The 18,735-nt window shown below is 69.1% G+C and carries 19 protein-coding genes; 4 read left to right on the top strand and 15 right to left on the bottom strand.

What is annotated here, in order from left to right; translation table 11 throughout:
• Nucleotides 1-49: 49 nt before the first annotated feature.
• Nucleotides 50-793: a 3-oxoadipate enol-lactonase gene (pcaD, locus tag AB0L64_RS20880; protein ID WP_363712303.1), complete on the bottom strand. Its 744-nt coding sequence runs from the start codon at nucleotides 791-793 to the stop codon at nucleotides 50-52.
• Between the two features lie 10 nt (nucleotides 794-803).
• The gene (locus AB0L64_RS20875; protein ID WP_363712301.1) at nucleotides 804-1,259 is read right to left on the bottom strand and encodes an Lrp/AsnC family transcriptional regulator; all 456 of its coding nucleotides are present in this window, start codon (nucleotides 1,257-1,259) and stop codon (nucleotides 804-806) included.
• Nucleotides 1,260-1,338: 79 nt separating this feature from the next.
• Between AB0L64_RS20875 and AB0L64_RS20870 the strand changes: the two genes are divergently transcribed.
• On the top strand, nucleotides 1,339-1,743 hold the full coding sequence (locus AB0L64_RS20870; protein ID WP_363712300.1) for a DUF2000 domain-containing protein: 405 nt from the start codon (nucleotides 1,339-1,341) through the stop codon (nucleotides 1,741-1,743).
• Here AB0L64_RS20870 and AB0L64_RS20865 read toward each other — a convergent pair.
• The 12 genes from AB0L64_RS20865 to AB0L64_RS20810 all read right to left on the bottom strand — a co-directional run bounded on the left by AB0L64_RS20865 (nucleotide 1,726) and on the right by AB0L64_RS20810 (nucleotide 12,554).
• Nucleotides 1,726-2,607, bottom strand: coding sequence for a sigma-70 family RNA polymerase sigma factor (locus AB0L64_RS20865; protein ID WP_363712298.1), 882 nt, complete (start codon nucleotides 2,605-2,607; stop codon nucleotides 1,726-1,728). The genes AB0L64_RS20870 and AB0L64_RS20865 overlap by 18 nt on opposite strands.
• Complete coding sequence (locus tag AB0L64_RS20860; RefSeq protein ID WP_359937880.1) at nucleotides 2,556-2,987, bottom strand: carboxymuconolactone decarboxylase family protein; 432 nt, start codon at nucleotides 2,985-2,987, stop codon at nucleotides 2,556-2,558. Before AB0L64_RS20860 ends, AB0L64_RS20865 begins: the two co-directional genes overlap by 52 nt.
• A 67-nt stretch (nucleotides 2,988-3,054) precedes the next feature.
• The gene (locus tag AB0L64_RS20855) at nucleotides 3,055-3,762 is read right to left on the bottom strand and encodes a hypothetical protein (RefSeq protein WP_363712295.1); all 708 of its coding nucleotides are present in this window, start codon (nucleotides 3,760-3,762) and stop codon (nucleotides 3,055-3,057) included.
• Nucleotides 3,763-3,832: 70 nt separating this feature from the next.
• Entirely contained in the window at nucleotides 3,833-4,999 is a 1,167-nt protein-coding gene (gene rodA, locus AB0L64_RS20850) for a rod shape-determining protein RodA (protein WP_363712293.1), read from the bottom strand.
• Between the two features lies 1 nt (nucleotide 5,000).
• Nucleotides 5,001-7,052, bottom strand: coding sequence for a penicillin-binding protein 2 (gene mrdA / locus AB0L64_RS20845; RefSeq protein WP_363712291.1), 2,052 nt, complete (start codon nucleotides 7,050-7,052; stop codon nucleotides 5,001-5,003).
• A gap of 76 nt (nucleotides 7,053-7,128) precedes the next feature.
• Nucleotides 7,129-7,662: a rod shape-determining protein MreD gene (mreD, locus tag AB0L64_RS20840; RefSeq protein ID WP_359937892.1), complete on the bottom strand. Its 534-nt coding sequence runs from the start codon at nucleotides 7,660-7,662 to the stop codon at nucleotides 7,129-7,131.
• Between the two features lies 1 nt (nucleotide 7,663).
• Entirely contained in the window at nucleotides 7,664-8,608 is a 945-nt protein-coding gene (gene mreC, locus AB0L64_RS20835) for a rod shape-determining protein MreC (protein ID WP_363712288.1), read from the bottom strand.
• Between the two features lie 11 nt (nucleotides 8,609-8,619).
• Entirely contained in the window at nucleotides 8,620-9,636 is a 1,017-nt protein-coding gene (locus AB0L64_RS20830) for a rod shape-determining protein (protein ID WP_167219028.1), read from the bottom strand.
• A 142-nt stretch (nucleotides 9,637-9,778) separates the two neighbouring features.
• Nucleotides 9,779-10,426 (bottom strand): CatB-related O-acetyltransferase, encoded by a 648-nt coding sequence (locus tag AB0L64_RS20825; protein ID WP_363712286.1) that lies wholly within the window; start codon nucleotides 10,424-10,426, stop codon nucleotides 9,779-9,781.
• Complete coding sequence (gene ndk / locus AB0L64_RS20820) at nucleotides 10,423-10,833, bottom strand: nucleoside-diphosphate kinase (RefSeq protein WP_359937901.1); 411 nt, start codon at nucleotides 10,831-10,833, stop codon at nucleotides 10,423-10,425. The genes AB0L64_RS20825 and ndk overlap by 4 nt, the downstream gene beginning before the upstream one ends.
• A gap of 3 nt (nucleotides 10,834-10,836) precedes the next feature.
• Complete coding sequence (locus AB0L64_RS20815; protein WP_359937904.1) at nucleotides 10,837-11,199, bottom strand: DUF4233 domain-containing protein; 363 nt, start codon at nucleotides 11,197-11,199, stop codon at nucleotides 10,837-10,839.
• Nucleotides 11,196-12,554 carry a folylpolyglutamate synthase/dihydrofolate synthase family protein gene (locus tag AB0L64_RS20810; RefSeq protein ID WP_363712283.1) on the bottom strand — a complete coding sequence of 453 codons (1,359 nt, stop codon included), beginning with the start codon at nucleotides 12,552-12,554 and terminating at the stop codon, nucleotides 11,196-11,198. The genes AB0L64_RS20815 and AB0L64_RS20810 overlap by 4 nt, the downstream gene beginning before the upstream one ends.
• Nucleotides 12,555-12,628: 74 nt before the next feature.
• On the opposite strand from AB0L64_RS20810, the gene valS reads away from it, so the two are divergent.
• The 3 genes from valS to AB0L64_RS20795 all read left to right on the top strand — a co-directional run bounded on the left by valS (nucleotide 12,629) and on the right by AB0L64_RS20795 (nucleotide 17,751).
• Nucleotides 12,629-15,169 (top strand): valine--tRNA ligase, encoded by a 2,541-nt coding sequence (gene valS, locus AB0L64_RS20805; protein ID WP_363712281.1) that lies wholly within the window; start codon nucleotides 12,629-12,631, stop codon nucleotides 15,167-15,169.
• A gap of 158 nt (nucleotides 15,170-15,327) precedes the next feature.
• Nucleotides 15,328-16,260 carry a hypothetical protein gene (locus AB0L64_RS20800; protein ID WP_363712279.1) on the top strand — a complete coding sequence of 311 codons (933 nt, stop codon included), beginning with the start codon at nucleotides 15,328-15,330 and terminating at the stop codon, nucleotides 16,258-16,260.
• 69 nt (nucleotides 16,261-16,329) lie between these two features.
• The gene (locus tag AB0L64_RS20795) at nucleotides 16,330-17,751 is read left to right on the top strand and encodes a DUF234 domain-containing protein (protein ID WP_363712277.1); all 1,422 of its coding nucleotides are present in this window, start codon (nucleotides 16,330-16,332) and stop codon (nucleotides 17,749-17,751) included.
• A 14-nt stretch (nucleotides 17,752-17,765) separates the two neighbouring features.
• On the opposite strand, the gene AB0L64_RS20790 is transcribed toward AB0L64_RS20795, so the two are convergent.
• Entirely contained in the window at nucleotides 17,766-18,692 is a 927-nt protein-coding gene (locus AB0L64_RS20790; RefSeq protein ID WP_363712275.1) for an AEC family transporter, read from the bottom strand.
• Between the last annotated feature and the right edge of the window lie 43 nt (nucleotides 18,693-18,735).

Raw genomic sequence — 18,735 nt, 5'->3', positions numbered from 1 at the left:
CGATTCGGAGCGCCTACCAGCCTAACGCCGGAGGGCCCGTACGCCGCATTCAGGCGAGGTGGGCGAGGAGGAGGGGGTTGATGACGTCGGGGTGGGAGTAGGTGACCAGGTGGGCTGCGTTCTCGATGACTTCGAGGTGGGCGCCGGGGATCTGGCCGGCCAGGGGGACGACGGTTTCCGGTGGGACGGAGGTGTCGGAGTCGGTGGTGATCAGGAGGACGGGGGCGGTGATGGTGCTCAGGCCCGGGAGGAGGTCGAGGTTGCTCAGGGCCTCGCAGCAGGCGGCGTAGCCCTCGGCGGGGCAGTTCAGGAGCATGTCGCGGATGGGCTCGATGTCCTTGAACTCCGGCAGGAACCAGCGGCCCAGGGTCGCGTCGACGATGGCCTGGGTGCCGTCGGCGCGGACCTGCGCGGCGCGGTCGGTCCACGGCTGCGGGTTCGCGGCCAGGTTCGACGGCGGGCAGATCGCGACGAAGCGGTGGAACCGGTCCGGTGCGTTCTGCGCGAGCCACAGCCCGACCGCGCCGCCGAGCGAGATCCCGACGTACGACGCCTGCTTTACCTCGAGCTTGTCCAGCAGCTCGACGACATCGCCGCCCAAGTCCTCGATCGCGTACGGCCCGTCGGGTACGTCGGAGCCGCCGTGACCGCGATGGTCGAACGCGATCACCCGGAACCGCTTCGCCAGCACCTCGACCTGCGGCGCCCACATCCCCTGGTCCGCACCGAGCGACGACCCGAGCAGTACCACGGGCGCGTCGGCCGAACCGGTCTCCACGTAGTTGAGTCGCATGTCCCCCACCCTACGAACTCAGCGGCATGATCGTCGTGCGCCGGTGGTGTTCGAAGACGACCGAGCTGCGGATGTCGGCGATCTCCTGGCGTTTGGCGAGGGCCAGGACCAGGTCGCGGAGCGCCTCGGTGTCCTTGACGGCGACGTGGGCGAGGAAGTCGGCGCCGCCGGAGACCATGAACATATCCAGCGTCTGCGGCAGGTCCATCACGTACGCCTGGAACGCCGTCGCCACCGCCATCGCCTGCGGCCGGAGCTTGATCGAGATGATCGCCTGGGTGGACCGGTCGATCGCCTTCAGGTCGACGGCCGCGTGGTACCCGCTGATCACGCCGCGGTCGCGCAGCCCGCGGATCCGCTCCAGGCAGGTCGACGGCGCGATCTTCAACTCGGCCGCCATGTCGCGGTTCGTGCGGCGGGCGTCGTTCTGCAGCATCCGCAGCAGCGCCGTATCAAGTTCGTCCATGCCGCCCAGTTTCCCAGATCCACCGAACGATGTTCGGGATCAGCCGCGAATCATCGGCCAACGGGCTACGGTTTTCGCCGTGCTGACGAACAAGATGGTCGTGATCATCGCGACCGAGGCTCCCATCGGCGTCGCCCTCAACACCGCCGCCCTGCTCGGCGTCGGCCTGGGCAGCCATCACGACGACACCGTCGGGCCCGACACCGCCGACGCTTCCGGCACGCCGCACACCGGCATGTGCGCCCACCCGATCCCGATCCTCCGCGGGGACGACCTGCAGGCCCTCCGCGCGCAGGCGGCCGCCCGCCCGGACGTCACCGTCCACGACATGCACCAGGTGGCCCAGCGGGCGCGCACCTACGAACAGATGTCCAGCACGCTCGCCGGGACGAAGCCCGAGGACATCCAGTACCTGGGCCTCGCGCTCTACGGCCCGCGCCCGTCGATCGACTCGCTCACGGGCGCCTTACCGCTCTACCGCTGACAGCTTCTCCGGGTTGGCCTGGAGGTGGATCGCGGTGATCCCGGAGCCGTCGGTGTACACGGTGAGGACGTGCGGCTCGCCGCGGACGAGGACCTTCAAGGCAGGCCCGGTGGCCAGGTCCACCGCGGTGACGGTGAAGCCGGGGCGGGTGTAGATGTGCGCGAAGAAGCGCGCGACCCTCTCGCGGCCGATGACCGGCCTGCGGGCGGCACGGAGGCGCCCGCCGGAGTCGGTCCAGGACGTCACAGAGTCCTTGAGCATCGACTCCAGACGTGCGAGATCACCCTCGCGGGCGGCGGCCACGAAGTCCAGGAGCAGGCGGCGTTGCTCGGTCGCGGACGGGCGGAACCGCGGCCGGTCGTCGTCGAGAGCCTGCCGGGCCCGGCGGTGCAGTTGACGACAGTCCTCCGGCGTACGGTCGAGGATCTCGGCGATCTCCTCGTACGGGAGGGTGAACGCGGTCCGCAGCACATAGACGGCGCGTTGCGGAGGAGTGAGGCGCTCCATCAGGTGCAGGAGCGCCAGCGACACGTCGTCCAGCTCGAGGGTGTCGGCCGGCACCGGCTCGGGGAGCCACTCGCCGATGTAGCTCTCGCGGCGCGCCTGCCGGGTTCGCAATACGTCGACCGACAGCCGCGTCACCACTCGGGTCAGGTAGCGGCGCGGCTCAGCCACGTCGGTACGGTCCGCGGCCGACCAGCGGACGTACGCGTCCTGCAGCACGTCCTCCGCGTCGTGCCAGCTCCCCAGCATCCGGTACGCGAGCCCGGCGAGCATCCCGCGCGCCGACGCGAACTCGGTCAGCGTGCTCGTCAGCCCGTGACCTCCGGCAGCTTCCGGGTCGCGATCATCAGGCGGTTCCACAGGTTGATCATGCCAATCGCGAGCAGCACGTGCGCGGTGCCCTCTTCGCCGAACTGCGCGACTGCGGCGTCCCACACGTCATCGGGCACGCCGCCGCGCCCGAGCAGGGTGACCGCGTCCGTCAGGGCCAGGGCAGCCCGCTCGCGCTCGTCGTAGAAGGGCGACTCGGTCCACGCGGCGAGCCCGAACAGTCGCTGCGTGGTCTCGCCGTCCTTGAGAGCGTCGGTGGTGTGCATGTCCACGCAGAACGAGCACTCGTTGACCATCGACGCACGCACCTTGATCAGGTGCAGCAGCGTGTGGTCGACCTGACTCTGGGCATAGCTCTCCACGCCGAACACGGCCCGGAAGGCGGCCGGGGCGATCCTGCTGAAATCCATTCGTTGTTCCATGCCAACACGACGGTCCGCCCCACGGCCGGCGTGACGACGAGGGTTGTGACGCCGGTCACGCCGGCTCCAGCACGTGGCGGGCCTTCGTGACCGCTGCCTCGGTGGCCGCGTCGAGCTCGGTGCCCTGGCCGGCGAGAACGCCGACCGACACGATCACGTCGTCGACGCCGGTCACGACAGCGGCGTACTCGAGTCCGCGCTTCGGGCCGCTGGTGCCGGTGAGCCGGAACGCGAACGGCTTCGAGCCGTACTCCGGGGCGGTGATCGCCTCGACCTTCATCGACGTGCTGCCGGCGCCGTCGGTCTTGAGCGTCACCTTCGGGCACGACTCGACCGCCTCGGCGTATGAGTCGCGCAGCTCGGCGACCTGCTCGGCGGTGCTCATCGAGTCGAGGCCGAAGTCGATGTACGGGCCTTCCTGACCGCCGGTGAACGTCCGCGCCACGCTGGCCTTGGAGCCGGGCGCCTTGGTGGCGTTCAGGTACTTCACGAGCGTCTTGCAGCGGCTGCTCGGCGAGGAGAACGGCTTGGCGTCCTCGTCGGGCTCTTCCTTGTCCTCGGTGAAGCCGCCCGGCAGATCGGCCAGCTCCAGCAGCGCCTTGGTGAGCTCGGCGGTCGTCCGGGCGACGGGCGCGGCCGGTGTCGAGGCCGTCGGGCTCGGCGTCGGAGTGGCGGCCGGCGGCGCGGCGCTCTGCTTGTCGTCACCTCCGCCGCAGGCGGACAGCGACAGCACGAGAACGGCGAGCATCACAAACCTCGTCATGGGGCGGACCTTCCGAGCTCCGGGCGGGGGCCGAGCAGGGAGCAGCGTACCTGACCTGTCAGTCGGCGGGTCAGTAGCGGTGCGAGCGGAGGTGGATGTTCTGCAGCAGGCCGATCGCGAGCAGGCAGGCGAACATCGACGAGCCGCCGTACGACACGAACGGCAGCGGCAGGCCGGTGACCGGCATGATGCCGAGTGTCATCCCGATGTTCTCGAACGCCTGGAACGCGAACCAGCAGACGATCCCGGTCGCCACCAGCCGCCCGAACACGTCCCGCGCGTTCACCGCGATCCGCAACCCGCGGAACAGGATGATCGCGAACAGCACGATGATCGCGCCGGCGCCGATCAGCCCGAGCTCCTCGCCGGCGACCGTGAACACGAAGTCGGTGTGCTGTTCGGGGACGAACGCGTTCTGCGTCTGGCCGCCGTGGAACAGGCCCTGCCCGAACACACCGCCGTTGCCGATCGCGATCCGCGCCTGGTTCACGTTGTATCCGATGCCCTGCGGGTCCGACGACGGGTGCATGAACGCGGTGAAGCGGTCGATCTGGTAGGTCTTCAGCACCTGCAGCTTGATCGCGATCGCCGCGACCAGCACGCCCGCGGTGAGCAGCCCCAGCATCCAGCGTTTCGGGACGCCGGAGACCGCGATGATCCCGAACACGATCGACCCGAGCACCATCACCGTGCCGAGGTCCGGCTGCAGCATCACCAGCACCACCGGCACGGCGGCGACCGCGACCGCCTGCGCGACGTCGAGGGTGCGGGCGTCCTCGTGACGGTCGGTCTCGCTCTTCTCCGCGATCAGCAGCGCCATGCCGACGATCACCGCGAGCTTGGCGAACTCGCTCGGCTGGATCGACATGAACGGCAGCTGGATCCACGACCGGGACCCGTTGATCGTCGAGCCGACGCCGGGCACAAGCACCAGGATCAGGCCGATCACCGAGGCGACGTACAGCAGCGGGGCGAGGATCCGGACCCGGCGGTGGTCGGTGATCGCCGCGCCGACCGCGAGCACCAGGCCGATCGCGAAGTTCAGCGCGTGCCGGATCAGGAATGCGTCCGGGTTGCCCTCGGTCAGCGACGTCCGGTTGTGGGTCGCGGACCAGATCAGCATCGCGCCGAGGAACGACAGCGCAACCACGCTCAGCACCAGGACCCAGTCGACGTGCCAGACCGTCGACCGGCGGTCCATCCGCGGCCGGGTCCGGATCGGAGTCAGGAGCGCCATCTCACTGCCCCGGCTTCTGCTGGGCGGGCGGCGCCGGCTTGATGTCGTACAGGGTCTCGTAGATCTTGCGGACCGCGTCACCGCCGGCGCCCGAACCGGTACCGGCCTGGCTGATCATCATCACCACGGCATACCGATCGGTGTACGACGCGAGCCACGACGTGGTCTGCTTCCCGTAGACCTCGGCCGTCCCGGTCTTGGCGCGGACCGGGATCTTGTCGAGTGGGAAGCCCTGGAACTTCCACGCCGCCGTGCCCGACACCGTGGTCTGCTTCAGCGCGGTGTCGATGTACTTCAAGGTGTTCCGCGGCACCGGGAGCTTCGCCTTCACGACCGGCTTGATCTCGTGCGGTTTGCCGTTCGCGCCGATCCAGGACTGGACGACGCGCGGCTCGTACAGCGTGCCGCCGTTGGACAGCGCCGAGTAGACGGTCGCGAGCTGCAGCGGGGTGAGCGTGGTGTCGCCCTGGCCGATCGCGAAGTTCACCGCGTCACCGGCGCGGTACTTGTACCCGTCGACGCAGAACTCGCGGGCGAACTGCTTCAGGAACGCCGACGTCCCGGCGGGTGGATTGTCCGCGATCTTGCAGTAGTAGTCCTTCTGCGCGTCGTAGTACGTCTTCTTCCACTTGCGGTCCGCGATCCGGCCGCTGACCTCGCCGGGCAGGTCGATCCCGGTCGGCTTGCCGAGCCCGAACTTCTGCGCCATCTCGACCAACGGGTCGCGGGTCGTGACGTCGCTGGAATTGCCGCCCTCCTTGAGCCACAGCGCATACGCGATCCGGTAGAAGAACGTGTCGCAGGACAGCGCCAGCGCCTGGTCGAAGCCGATCATCCCGTACGACGCGGACTCGTAGTTCTTGAACTTGCGGTTGCCGACCTCGAAGAACGACGAGCAGTCGAGCCGCGTCTTCGGGCTGTACCCGGCGCCCATCGCCGCGGCCGTGGTGATCGGCTTGAACGTCGACCCCGGCGCCAGCTGGCCCTGCAGCGCGCGGGACACCAGCGGCGTCCCGGACTTGGTCGAGTAGAGCGCGTCCAGCTCGCGCTGGGTGATGCCGCCGACCCAGACGCCCGGGTCGTACGTCGGGTAGCTGGCCATCGCCACGATTCGGCCGGTCTTGGTGTCCATCACGACCGCGGCGCCGGAGTCCGCGACGTACTTCTTCTTGGTGATCTTGTCGTACTGCTTCCGCGCGGTCATGATCGCGTTCTTCAGCTGCGCCTCGACCGAGGCCTGGATCCGCGCGTCGATCGTGGTGACGAGCGTGGCGCCCGGGACCGGAGCGGTCTGCTTCTTGATGCCGGTGGTGTACCCGACCGCGTCGACGATCACGTCCTTCTCACCGGGCGTGCCGCGCAGCAGCTTGTCGTACGACCGCTCGACGCCGGCCCGGCCGACCAGGTCCGAGCGGTGCGGCACCGAGTCCTGCCCGGCCTTGTCCATGTCCTCGAGCTCTTCGGTCGTGATCGGCGACAGGTAGCCGAGGATGTGCGCCGCGTTCACCTTGAACGGCGAGGGGTAGGCGCGCAGCGTCTGCGAGTCGGCGGCGATCCCCGGGAAGTCCTCGCGGCGCTCCATCACCTCGATCGCGACCTGCTCGCTGACGTCCTTCGCGACCGGGATCGGCTGGTACGGCGTGCCGTTCCAGCAGGCGGGCGGTTTGGACGCGCCCGGCTCACCGCACAGCATCGTGCGCGCCTTCAGGTCCTTCGGCTTCTGGCCCAGCACCTTCGCGAGCCGGGCGAGGACGACGTTCTGCTGGCTGTCCGGGAGTTTGGCGAGCACGGACCGGTCGACCGTGATCACCACCGAGACCCGGTTGCCGACCAGCGTCCGGCCCTGCGAGTCGACGACAGTGCCGCGCGGGGCGGGGATCAGGACCTGGCGGATGTGCTGCTGGGTTGCCGCCTGGCTGTAGTCGGCGCTCGACATCACCTGCATGTACCAGAGGCGGCCGAACAGCGTGCACAGCAAGGAGAAGACCAGCACCCCGATCACGAGCAACCGCAGCCGCGCCTTCAGCGGCGCCTCGAAACCGTCCCAGCTCATCCGCGTCCTCGCTTCGCTCCGGGCGCGGATGAGGCACGAGACGCACTGTGTTTGATGATGAACTCGCTTCGCTCGTTCATGGCGTGACTCGCCTGCGCTCACGAGCTGGTTTGAGGCGGCCCATGAGCCACATGACCAGCGGGATCACCACGATCGCGCCGACCACGTCGTACCCGGCGGCGATGCCGAGGCGGACGCCGAACTCGCTCCAGTCGACCGTCGGGTCGTGCAGCAGCGATCCGGTGGCGCAGTACAGGAAGAACGAGATCGCGGTCCCGAGCACGACCGTCAACGCGACACCGAGCGGCCCGACCGGGCTGCCGGACGTCTCGCGGCGGATCAGCCCGGCGACGTAGCCGGCGATGGCCAGGCCCAGCGCCCAGCGGCCGGCGGTGTGGTCGGCCGGTGGCACGACGTCGAGCATCAGGCCGCCGGCGAACCCCGCGATCGCACCCCACTCCGGGCCGCGGGACAGCGCCAGCGCGATCACCACGATCAGCGTCAGGTCGCAGGTCACGCCGGCGACCGCGATGTTCGTCAGCACGGACGTCTGCACAGTGACGGCGATCATCAGGAACAGGGCAGCCAACCCGATGCGCAGTGCTATCACGTCAGTTCCCCTTCCCGGTGAGTTGTGCGCGCGGCGGCCGGGCGGGAGGCCCGGTCACCACGCCGACGGTGTCGATCCGGGTCGGATCGACATACGGCTTCACGGTCGCGGTGGACCCGAGGGCGCCCTGGTTCGGCGTCACCGAGGTGACGACGCCGATCGGGACACCCGGCACGTACGGCGCGTTGCCGCTCGAGCCCCAGGTGACGATCCGGTCGCCGGCCTTCGGCCGCGCCTTCGGGTCGACCAGCTTGTAGTCGAGGGTGCCGGCCACGTCTCCCCGTCCGGAGACGAAACCGAGCGCCATCGTCGCATTCAGCCGGCCGCCCACGGTCGAGTTGCGGTCGCCGATCAACAAGACGGTCGCGGTCCCCTGGGTGACCCGCACCACCCGGCCGACCAGACCGGTCCCGTTCAGCACCGTCATGTCGGTGCGCACACCGTCCGCCGTCCCGGCGTCGATCGTCACCGTGTGGCTGAAGTTCTGCGCGCCACCGATGCCGATCACCCGGGCCGGCGTCATCGTGTACGCCGGGGCGACCTTGAGCAGCTTGTCCAGCTCCTGCGCCCGGTTGCGGGCGTAGTCGGAGGTGTTCAGCTCCCTGGTCAGTTCCTCGTTGTCCTTCTTCAGTTTTTCGTTCTCTGCTTTCAACCTATCCATTTCCGCGAAGCGGTCGCGGAGGTTGTCCACAGGCTGCCGGGCCGAGGTGGCGGTGGACTCGAGCGGGCCGAAGACACCGGCCGCGGCCTCCCGCAACGGCTCGACCGGGGATCCGGCCGAGCGGCGGGCGTCCAGCACGATCAGCGTGAAACAGGCCAGGACCACCAGCAGCAGAACGGTCCGGCGGCGGCGCACTTCGCGCGGCGTACCCGCCGAACGCAGCGGGGCCTCCCCGGCCGAGCGGAACGCGCTCCGGGTCGACGGCGTACCGAGGTCTTTGAGCATCGCCTGCTACCTCAGCGCCGGTTGTCGGTGACCAGGATGCGGTTGAGGGTCTCGATGTTGTCGACGCACTTGCCGGCGCCCAGCACGACGGCGTCCAGCGGGTTCTCGGCGACGTGGATCGGGATGCCGGTCTCGTGCCGCAGCCGCTCGTCCATGCCCTTCAGCAGCGCGCCGCCGCCGGTCAGCACGATGCCCCGGTCGACGATGTCGCCGGCCAACTCCGGCGGGGTCTTGTCCAGCGTCGCCTTGACCGCGTCGACGATCGCGGTGATCGGCTCCTCGATCGCCTGCCGCATGTCCGCCGACGACACCTTCACGGTGCGCGGCAGGCCGGAGACCATGTCCCGGCCGCGGATCTCACTGTCCGGGCCGTCGGTGGTCGGGAACGCCGACCCGATCGTCATCTTGATCTGCTCCGAGGTGGCCTCGCCGAGCAGCAGCGAGAACTCCTTCTTGCAGTAGTTCACGATCGCCTTGTCGATGGCGTCGCCGGCCACCCGGATCGACTGACTCGTCACGATCCCGCCGAACGAGATGACCGCGACCTCCGTCGTCCCGCCGCCGATGTCGACGACCATGTTGCCGGTCGCGTCGCGGACCTCGAGATTGGATCCAAGCGCGGCGGCCATCGGCTCCTCGATGATGTACACCTTGCGGGCGCCGGCCATGTACCCGGCGTCGCGGACCGCGCGCTGCTCGACCGCGGTGATCCCGGACGGCACGCAGACCACGATCCGCGGCTTCGCGAAGTACCGCCGGCGGTGGACGCGCTGGATGAAGTACCGCAGCATCTGCTCGGCGGCGTCGAAATCGGCGATCACGCCGTCCTTCAGCGGCCGGATCGCGGTGATGTTGCCCGGCGTCCGCCCGATCATCTTCTTCGCCTCGTGACCGAACGCGACCGCCTCCTGCGGCTCGTCGGTCCGGGTCGCCACCACCGACGGCTCGTTCAGCACGACGCCCCGGCCACGCACGTAAACCAGCGTGTTCGCCGTCCCGAGATCGACCGCCATGTCGCGGCCCAGCATGCTGTTCGCCACCGCGGCACCTCCCACTCGACCCCCGACCAGGCTAAACGCGCCCCGCGCACAGCCCGTGGACCGACACGACCCGTCCGCCCAAGACAGATCGTATCGGTCCGAGCACCTGCAGTCCGCAACGGCCTTGCAATTACAGCGATTCGGCGGCCTTCTCCAGGTCGTCGACGGTGCCGGACATGACGGTCGGGAGGTACTTGGTGAGGTGGTCCAGGGGCCAGTTCCACCAGGCGATCGCGAGCAGGCGGTCGACGTCGGCGTCGCTGTAGCGGCGGCGGACGAGTTTGGCCGGGTTGCCGCCGGCGATGCCGTAGTCGGGGACGTCGGTGGTCACGACCGAGCCGGAGGCGACGATCGCGCCGTGGCCGATCCGCACTCCGGGCATCACCAGGGTCTGGTAGCCGAGCCAGACGTCGTTGCCGATCACGGTGTCGCCGCGGCCGGGTAGGCCGGTGATCAGGTCGAAGTGTTCGGACCAGGAGCCGCCCATGATCGGGAACGGGAACGTCGACGGGCCGTCCATCCGGTGGTTGGCGCCGTTCATGACGAAGCGGACGCCTTCGCCCAGTGCGCAGAACTTGCCGATGACCAGCTTCTCCGGGCCGTAGTGGTACAGCACGTTGCGGGTCTCGAACGCGGTCGGGTCGTCCGGGTCGTCGTAGTACGAGAACTCCCCGACCTCGATCAGCGGCGAGGTGACGAGCGGTTTCAGGAGCACCACCCGGGACTGGCCGGGCATCGGGTGCAGGACGCCGGGGTCGGGGAGTCCGGGCTGGTTCACGGCAGGTCGGGGAACCAGATCTTGATCTCGCGGGCGGCGGACTCCTCGGAGTCGGAGCCGTGCACGAGGTTCTCGCGGTTGGACAGCGACAGGTCGCCGCGGATCGTGCCGGGCGCGGCCTTGCGGCCGTCGGTGGCGCCGTTCAGCGCGCGGACGACCTCGATCGCCTCGTCGCCCTCGAGGACCATGGCGACCATCGGGCCGCTGACCACGAAGTCCCGCAGCGGCGGGTAGAAGGCCTTCTCGACGTGCTCGGCGTAGTGCTGGTCGGCCAGCTCGCCGTCGATCGTGCGCAGGTCCATGGCGACGATCCGGAGCCCCTTGGCCTCGAACCGGCCCAGCACCTCACCGATCAGGCCACGGCGTACCGTGTCGGGCTTGAGCAGGACCAGGGTGCGCTGCGACATCTGTCAACTCTCTTTCGAAGTGGTCTGGCCGGCTGAGCCTAGCTGCTCCTGCGCTCTCTTGGTCTCCTCGATGCGGCGGCCGAGGACGATCGCGGCGACCCAGAAGGCCGCGAAGGCGAGGCCGAGGACGAACATCACCGGGACGACGAAGCCGAGCCCGACCGCGCCGACCTGGACCAGCGAGCCGAGCACGTAGCCGGCCCGGAACCGGAGCAGACCGGTCGCGACGAGCGCCAGCGCGAACAACCCGACGCAGACCGGGACGGCCACCGCGGGGCGGACGTCGGCGACCGAGATCATCACCGGGGTGACCAGGGCCAGGACGACCGACTCGAACGCGAGCACGATCGACGCGAGCGACCTCATGTCTGGTCCTTGCCCTTGCGGACCAGCAGCGCCCGCGCCTCACCGGCGGTGATGACGGAGCCGGTGATCAGTACGCCGCCGCTGCCGAACGCGACCGCGTTCTCCTCGGCGAGCCGGATCGCGTCGTCGATCGCGTCGATCAGGTGCGGGCGGACCAGCACCCGCTCCTCGCCGAACACCTCGGCCGCCAGCTCGGCGAGCTCCTCGGCCGGCATCGACCGCTCGACGAAGCTGTTCCGGGTGCAGATGACGGTTTCCATGATCGGCTCGTAGGCCTCGAGGACGCCGTACACGTCCTTGTCCTTCATACAGCCGAGGACGCCGATCAGCGGCTGGAACTGGAACGCCTCCGACACCGCGGCCGCGGTCGCCTCGGCGCCGTGCGGGTTGTGCGCGGCGTCGACGACGATCGTCGGGCTCTGCCGGACCACCTCGAGGCGACCCGGGCTGGTGATCTGCTCGAAGCCGGCCTGGAGGAGCTCGGTCGTGACCCGGCCCTCGGTCTCCGGGCTCGCTCCGAGCAGGGCCTCGACGGCCGCGACCGCGGTGGCGGCGTTGTGCGCCTGGTACTCGCCGTGCAGCGGGAGGAACAGCTCGTCGTACTCACCGCCGAGGCCCTTGATCGAGACGACCTGGCCGCCGACCGCGAGCGTCCGGCTGACGACGCCGAACTCGATCCCCTCGCGGGCCACCTGCGCGCCCACCTCGGCGGACCGGCGGAGCAGGACCTCGAAGACGTCCAGGCTCTGCTGCGCCATCACCGCCGTACCGCCGGGCTTGATGATGCCGGACTTCTCGCCGGCGATCGTAACCGGATCCGCGCCCAGCAGGTGCGCGTGGTCGACCGCGACCGGGGTGATCACCGAGACCGTCCCGTCGGCGACGTTGGTGGCGTCCCAGGTCCCGCCGAGGCCGACCTCGATCACCGCGACGTCAACCGGGGTGTTCGCGAACACGGCGTACGCCATCCCGACCATCGCCTCGAAGAACGTCAGCGGGTGCTCCTGCTCGGCGTCGACGAGGTCCAGGTACGGCGCGATCTCCTCGTACGCCTCGACGAACAGTTCCTCGCTGATCGGCTCGCCGTCGAGCGTGATCCGCTCCCGCACCGACTCCAGGTGCGGGCTGGTGAACCGGCCGGTACGCAGCCCGGCCTCGCGCAGCAGGGTGTCGATCATCCGGGCCGTGGACGTCTTTCCGTTGGTGCCTGTCAGGTGCACCACCGGGTAGGCCTTCTGGGGGTCGCCGAGCAGCTCGACGAGCCGCTGGACGCGCTCCAGAGAGGGCTCGATCTTGTGCTCCGGCCAGCGCTGCTGGAGCCGTGCCGACACTTCGGCGAAGGAGAGGTCGCTCATCAGGAGGCCAAGTCTAGGAGGGCGTGTGGATAACCGGTCGGAAGCACCCCTTGACAACCACTAACATTGTGCGCATGAGCCAGACGTCCCGCGTTCCAGACAAGCCCAGCCTCGACGGCCTCGAGGAGAAGTGGGCTGCCGTATGGAAGGAGCAGCAGACCTACGCCTTCGACCGCAGCGCCGAGCGTGCCGATGTGTATTCCATCGACACCCCGCCACCGACGGTCTCCGGGTCGCTGCACGTCGGGCACATCTTCAGCTACACCCACACCGACCTGGTCGCCCGCTTCCAGCGGATGCGCGGCAAGAAGGTCTTCTACCCGATCGGCTGGGACGACAACGGCCTGCCGACCGAGCGCCGCGTTCAGAACTACTACGGCGTCAAGTGCGACCCGTCGCTGCCCTACGACGCGGACTTCACGCCGCCGGAGAAGCCGGACCCGAAGAAGCAGCTCCCGATCTCCCGGCAGAACTTCGTCGAGCTGTGCGGTGAGCTCACCCACATCGACGAGCAGGCCTTCGAGGCGATGTGGCGCCGGGTCGGCCTGAGCGTCGACTGGGAGCACCTCTACACCACGATCTCCGAGGACTCCCGGCGGACGTCGCAGCGCGCGTTCCTGCGCAACTTCGCCCGCGGCGAGGCCTACCTGTCCGAGGCGCCGACGATGTGGGACGTCACGTTCCAGACCGCGGTCGCGCAGGCCGAGCTCGAGGCCCGGCCGTATCCGGGCGCCTACCACCGGATCTCGTTCCACGGCGCCGACGGCCCGATCTACATCGAGACCACGCGGCCGGAGCTGATCCCGGCCTGTGTCGCGCTGATCGCACACCCGGACGACGAGCGCTACAAGCACCTGTTCGGGACGACGGTGACGTCGCCGCTGTTCGGTGTCGAGGTCCCGGTCCTGGCGCACGAGGCCGCCGAGATGGACAAGGGCGCCGGCATCGCGATGTGCTGCACGTTCGGCGACCAGACCGACATCCAGTGGTGGCGTGAGCTGCAGCTCCCGGTCCGCACGGTCATCGGCCGCGACGGCCGGCTGCTGCGCGACACCCCGGCGTGGCTCGAGGGCTCCGAGTTGTACGGCGAGCTCGCCGGCAAGACCGTCTTCAGCGCGCGCGAGCTGATCGTCCAGAAGCTGCGCGACAGCGGCGACCTGGACGGGGAGCCGAAGAAGACCGAGCGGATGGCGAACTTCTACGAGAAGGGCGACAAGCCGCTCGAGATCGTCTCCACCCGGCAGTGGTACATCACCAACGGCGGCCGCGACGCGGGCCTCAAGCAGGAGTTCATCGAGCGCGGCAACGAGCTGGCCTGGGTCCCGGAGCACATGCGGCACCGCTACCTGAACTGGGTCGAGGGGCTGAACGGTGACTGGCTGATCTCCCGCCAGCGCTTCTTCGGCGTCCCGTTCCCGGTCTGGTATCCGATCGACGCCGACGGCGAGGTCGACTACGACCACCCGTTGATGCCGTCCGAGGCCGAGCTGCCGATCGACCCGACCTCGCAGGCTCCCCGTGGGTACGACGAGGCGCAGCGCGGCAAGCCGGGCGGGTTCGAGGCCGACCCCGACGTGATGGACACCTGGGCGACGTCGTCGCTGACCCCGCACATCGCGTGCGGCTGGGAGCGGGACGAGGACCTGTTCCGCCGAACCTTCCCGATGGACCTGAACACGCACGCACACGAGATCATCCGCACCTGGCTGTTCTCCCGCGTCGTCCGCGCGCACTTCGAGAACGGCTCACTGCCGTGGGCGCGGTCGATGATCTCCGGGTTCGTCGTCGACCCGGACCGCAAGAAGATGTCGAAGTCCAAGGGCAACGCGATCGTCCCGTCGGAGATCCTGGAGAAGTTCGGCTCCGACGCGGTCCGCTGGCGGGCGGCGATGGCGCGGCCAGGCCTGGACTCGCCGTTCGACGAGTCGCAGATGAAGGTCGGGCGCCGGCTCGCGATCAAGGTCCTGAACGCGTCGAAGTTCGTCCTCGGGTTCGGGGCGACCACGGTCGACACGTCCGCGGTCACCGAGCCGGTCGACCTCGCGATGCTGCAGCGGCTGCGCGCGGTCGTCGCCGACGCCACCGCGGCCTTCGAGCGGTACGACTACACCGGCGCGCTGGAGATCAGCGAGCGATTCTTCTGGACCTTCTGCGACGACTACGTCGAGCTCGTCAAGGAGCGGGCATACGGCGGTCAAGGCGAGGCGCCGGCCGCCTCCGCGAAGGCAGCGCTGGCGGTCGCGTTGTCGGTCCAGCTCCGGCTGCTCGCGCCGTACCTGCCGTTCGCGACCGAGGAGGTCTGGTCGTGGTGGCAGGAGGGTTCGATCCACGTGGCGTCCTGGCCGACGCCGGACGGTGACGTCGCGGTCGCAGCGCAGGAGCCCGAGGTGCTGGACGCGGTCTCCGAGGTGCTCGCGGGGATCCGGGGTGCGAAGTCCGAGGCGCAGGTCTCGATGAAGACCGAGGTCTCCAAGGTCGAGGTCACCGGTCCCGCCGCGCGACTGTCGCTGGCCGAGCGGGCCGAGCCCGACCTGCGCGCCGCCGGCCGGATCACCGGCGAAATCGTCTGGAACGCGGATGACTCCGATGCGGTCAAGGTCGTCGCGACACTCTGACCGGGTTCGCCGAATGCCCGCCGCCCCGGCCCGGGGAGGCGGGCACTCGCGCGTTCCGGGTGAATCCTCACCCTGTGAGATCGGTTTGTCATCATGTGGAACCATCGGGGCGAGCCAAAAGCTGCACCCCGTGACCCGACCGTCCGAGGAGCCAACCGATGAGCGACCCCACCAACCCGGCGCATCCAAAGGACCAGCCCACCACCCCGCCCAGCACCCCCGCCGCGGCCCCATCTGACGGCCCGACCGACACCGCCGCCGACACCGCCGAACTCCCCGCAGTCCCGGCCACAGCCCCCGCCTCCCCCGAGCCGTCCGATCCCCCGACGCCGGATCCTGGCTCGGGCGCAGGTACGGCGGGCACGGGCACGGCGGGCGCAGGTACGGCGGTTGGTGCTGGCGGGATGGGGACGGGCGCCGGCGCCGCGGACGCGGGCTCGCGTGAGCAGGTGGGTAGTGGCGGGGTGGCGACCGTGACTGCGGAAGCTGACGGGCCGGCGGCTGGGAAGAGCGCTGCAGATGAGGAGAAAGCTGCGGACGGGCAGGCGGGGAAGAAAGGGCTGCGACGGTTCAAGGTTCGTGGGCCCTGGGTGACGGTCGGTGGGGCTGTTGTGGTGTTGGGGGTGCTGGCTCTGCTCGGGTACGTGTGGGGTCTCGGGCCTTTGAGCAGGCTGAACGCCGAGCGTGCCATCACCCCGCCGGCGAAAGTCGCGGGGCTGGACCGGATCACCGATCCGAAGATCCGCACGGAGGCACAGCTCGACCAGATCCGGGACCGGCTGAGTCAGATCAACGACGGCAAGAAGGTGATGGTCGAGGCGTACGGCAGCCTCGAAGGTGACCGGTTCTACGTCGTGATCGCGTTGCGCGGCCGGGTCGACGTCGACAAGGTGGTCGCGGACTCCGGTGCGAGTCCGGACAACATCAAGAAGATCGGCCATTCCACCTGTATCGACGCGGTCGGCAACCTCCTCACCCAGTGCTACCGCGGCTCCAACAGCCTCACCGTCATCGCCCAGGTCGCCAACGAAGGCGTCACAGTCGACCAGGTAGAACCCGTCGCCGAAGAAGCCTTCAAAGCCATGCGGTAACAAAGACAACCAAGTTTGGTACGTTCATTTTTGGTTGTATCATGTGTGGGTCTCTGAGGGACGGTGCACATGGATCACTTCTACGGCCGGATCCCGGAACTCGAAACGCTCAACAGGCTGCTGCGTCGGGTCGAGGACCGCGGTCGGACAGGACGTCCGGGCAAGGCTGTGCTCATGCGTGGGCGCCGCCGGGTCGGCAAGTCGCGGCTCGTCGAGGAGTTCATCGAGCGTTCCGGGCTCCCCAGCCTGTTCTTCACAGCGTCCGCCCAGTCGAACGCCACCACAGACGTCCGACTGTTCGTCGAGGCAGGAGCCGGCTCAACACTCCCGCAGGCCAAACTGTTCGCCGGACAGACGCCGCACGACTGGGACGCGGCTCTGCGGCTGCTGGCGGCCGCATTGCCCGCAGACCAGCCCAGCGTCGTCGTCCTGGACGAAATGCCGTACCTCATCGCGAACGACCCAGGCTTCGAAGGCACGCTGCAGAAGCTCTACGACCGTGAACTGTCCCGCAAACCGGTGCTGTTGCTGTGCGTGGGGTCGGACCTCGCCATGATGGAGCGCCTGAACGACTACGACCGGCCGTTCCATCAGCGGGGGACGGAGATGGTCGTGCCCCCGCTGAGCCCGGCCGACGTCGCGGACATGCTGCGGCTGGAGCCGGCCGAGGCGTTCGACGCGTACCTCATCTCCGGTGGTCTCCCACTGATCCTCGAGGACTGGCCGGCGAACGCCGGAATCTTCGACTACCTCGGATCGGCACTCGCCGATCCGACAACAGCGCTGATCGTCAGCGGCGAACGCTCGCTCGCCGCCGAGTTCCCCGCGGACGCCCACGCCAGGCTGGTGCTCTCGGCCATCGGATCCGGCGAACGGACCCACACGATGATCGGCCGGGCCGCCGGCGGCCTGCCCGCCACCAGCCTCAATCGCGCACTGCACCTCCTGACCGCCAAGCGGGTGGTCGAGGCGGTAACGCCGCTGTCCACCCGCCCGTCGAAGGAGACGCGGTACTACGTCGCCGATCCACACCTTCGTTTCTGGCTGGCCTTCCTGGGCCCGCACCTCACCGAGGTCGAGCGCGGGCGCGGCGACCTCACGCTGGCACGCATCCGTGAGTCCTGGCCGTCATGGCGCGGCCGAGCCATCGAACCCGTGGTGCGCGAGTCCTTGTTCCGCCTGCCGGCCGAGGGGCTCCCCCACGGCACCGGCGCGATCGGCGGCTACTGGACGAGAACCAACGATCCCGAGATCGATCTGGTCGCTGCGGATCGCGGCCCGGTCGCCAAGCACATCACCGCCGTCGGCTCGATCAAATGGCTGGAGCGCAAGTCCTTCGACGCACACGACCTGAGCCGGCTGCATGTCCACCGATCTCAGCTCCCGGGCGCGAACGAGGCGACCCCGCTGATCGCGGTCGCCCGCGCGGGGGTTGCGGTCGAGGGCGTCCAAGCGGTCGGTCCTGAGCAACTCCTGTCCGCCTGGCGCTGAGCCAGTCAGCCAGGTCAGGTGAGGAGGCCGGCGATGAGGATCATGACGGGGATGGAGAGCAGGGTGCTGAGGAGGACTGCGCTGCGGGCGAGGGTTCGGCTGGCTCGGTAGTGGACGGCGTAGACATAGACGTTCTGGGCCGTGGGGAGGGCGGCCAGCAGGGTCGGGGCTAGTAGGGCGGGGCCGTGCAGGTCGAGGACCCAGTGTGCAACCGCGTAGGCGACCAGCGGCTGTGCGAACGTCTTCAGCCCGACGGCAAGTACGACGTCACGCCGCAAGGTGATCGAGTCCTTCGTCCCGGCGCTGAGGCTCAGCCCGTAGGCAATCAGCGCGACCGGTACCGCCGCCGCGGCGATCAGGTCGATCGGGCGCATCACCAGCTCCGGCAACCGCACCCCGAGCAGCGACACCAGCAGCCCGAGCAGTGACGCCACGGTCAGCGGATTGCGCAGCGGTCGCGTGACGACGGTCCGCAGCGACACGCGCCGCCCGGTCCCCTGCCGGTCACCGTCCAGTACGGCGAACGCGACCGGCGCCATCACCAGCACCTGGAACAACACGATGGGTGCGACCAACGCACCGTCGCCGAGCACGTACGCCGCCACCGGTACGCCGAGGTTGCCCGCGTTCACGTACGACGACGCGAGCACACCGATCGTCGCCTGGGACCTGCTCCGCCGCCAGATCACCGCCGCGATCAGCAGGAACACCACCTGCACCACGAACAGGCTGATCAGGTTGGTGACGAGGACGACCGAGAAGATCGCCTGCAGGTCGGCCCGCGCGACGGTCGTGAACAGCAGCGCCGGCGTCGCGACGAAGAACGCCAGCCGGGACAGGACGAGCTCGTCCTGTGAGCGCAGTACGCCGAGGACGCCGACGACGTACCCGAGCACGGCCACCGCGACCAATGCGCCGAAGGCACCGACGACGGCGGACATCTCAGGTACTCAGCGGGCTGGACACGCTGTCGATGGTAGAGGT

The organism is Kribbella sp. NPDC051936 (genome assembly GCF_040680955.1).
GTDB lineage: Bacteria > Actinomycetota > Actinomycetes > Propionibacteriales > Kribbellaceae > Kribbella.
This window is presented reverse-complemented; position numbering and strand designations above follow the sequence as displayed.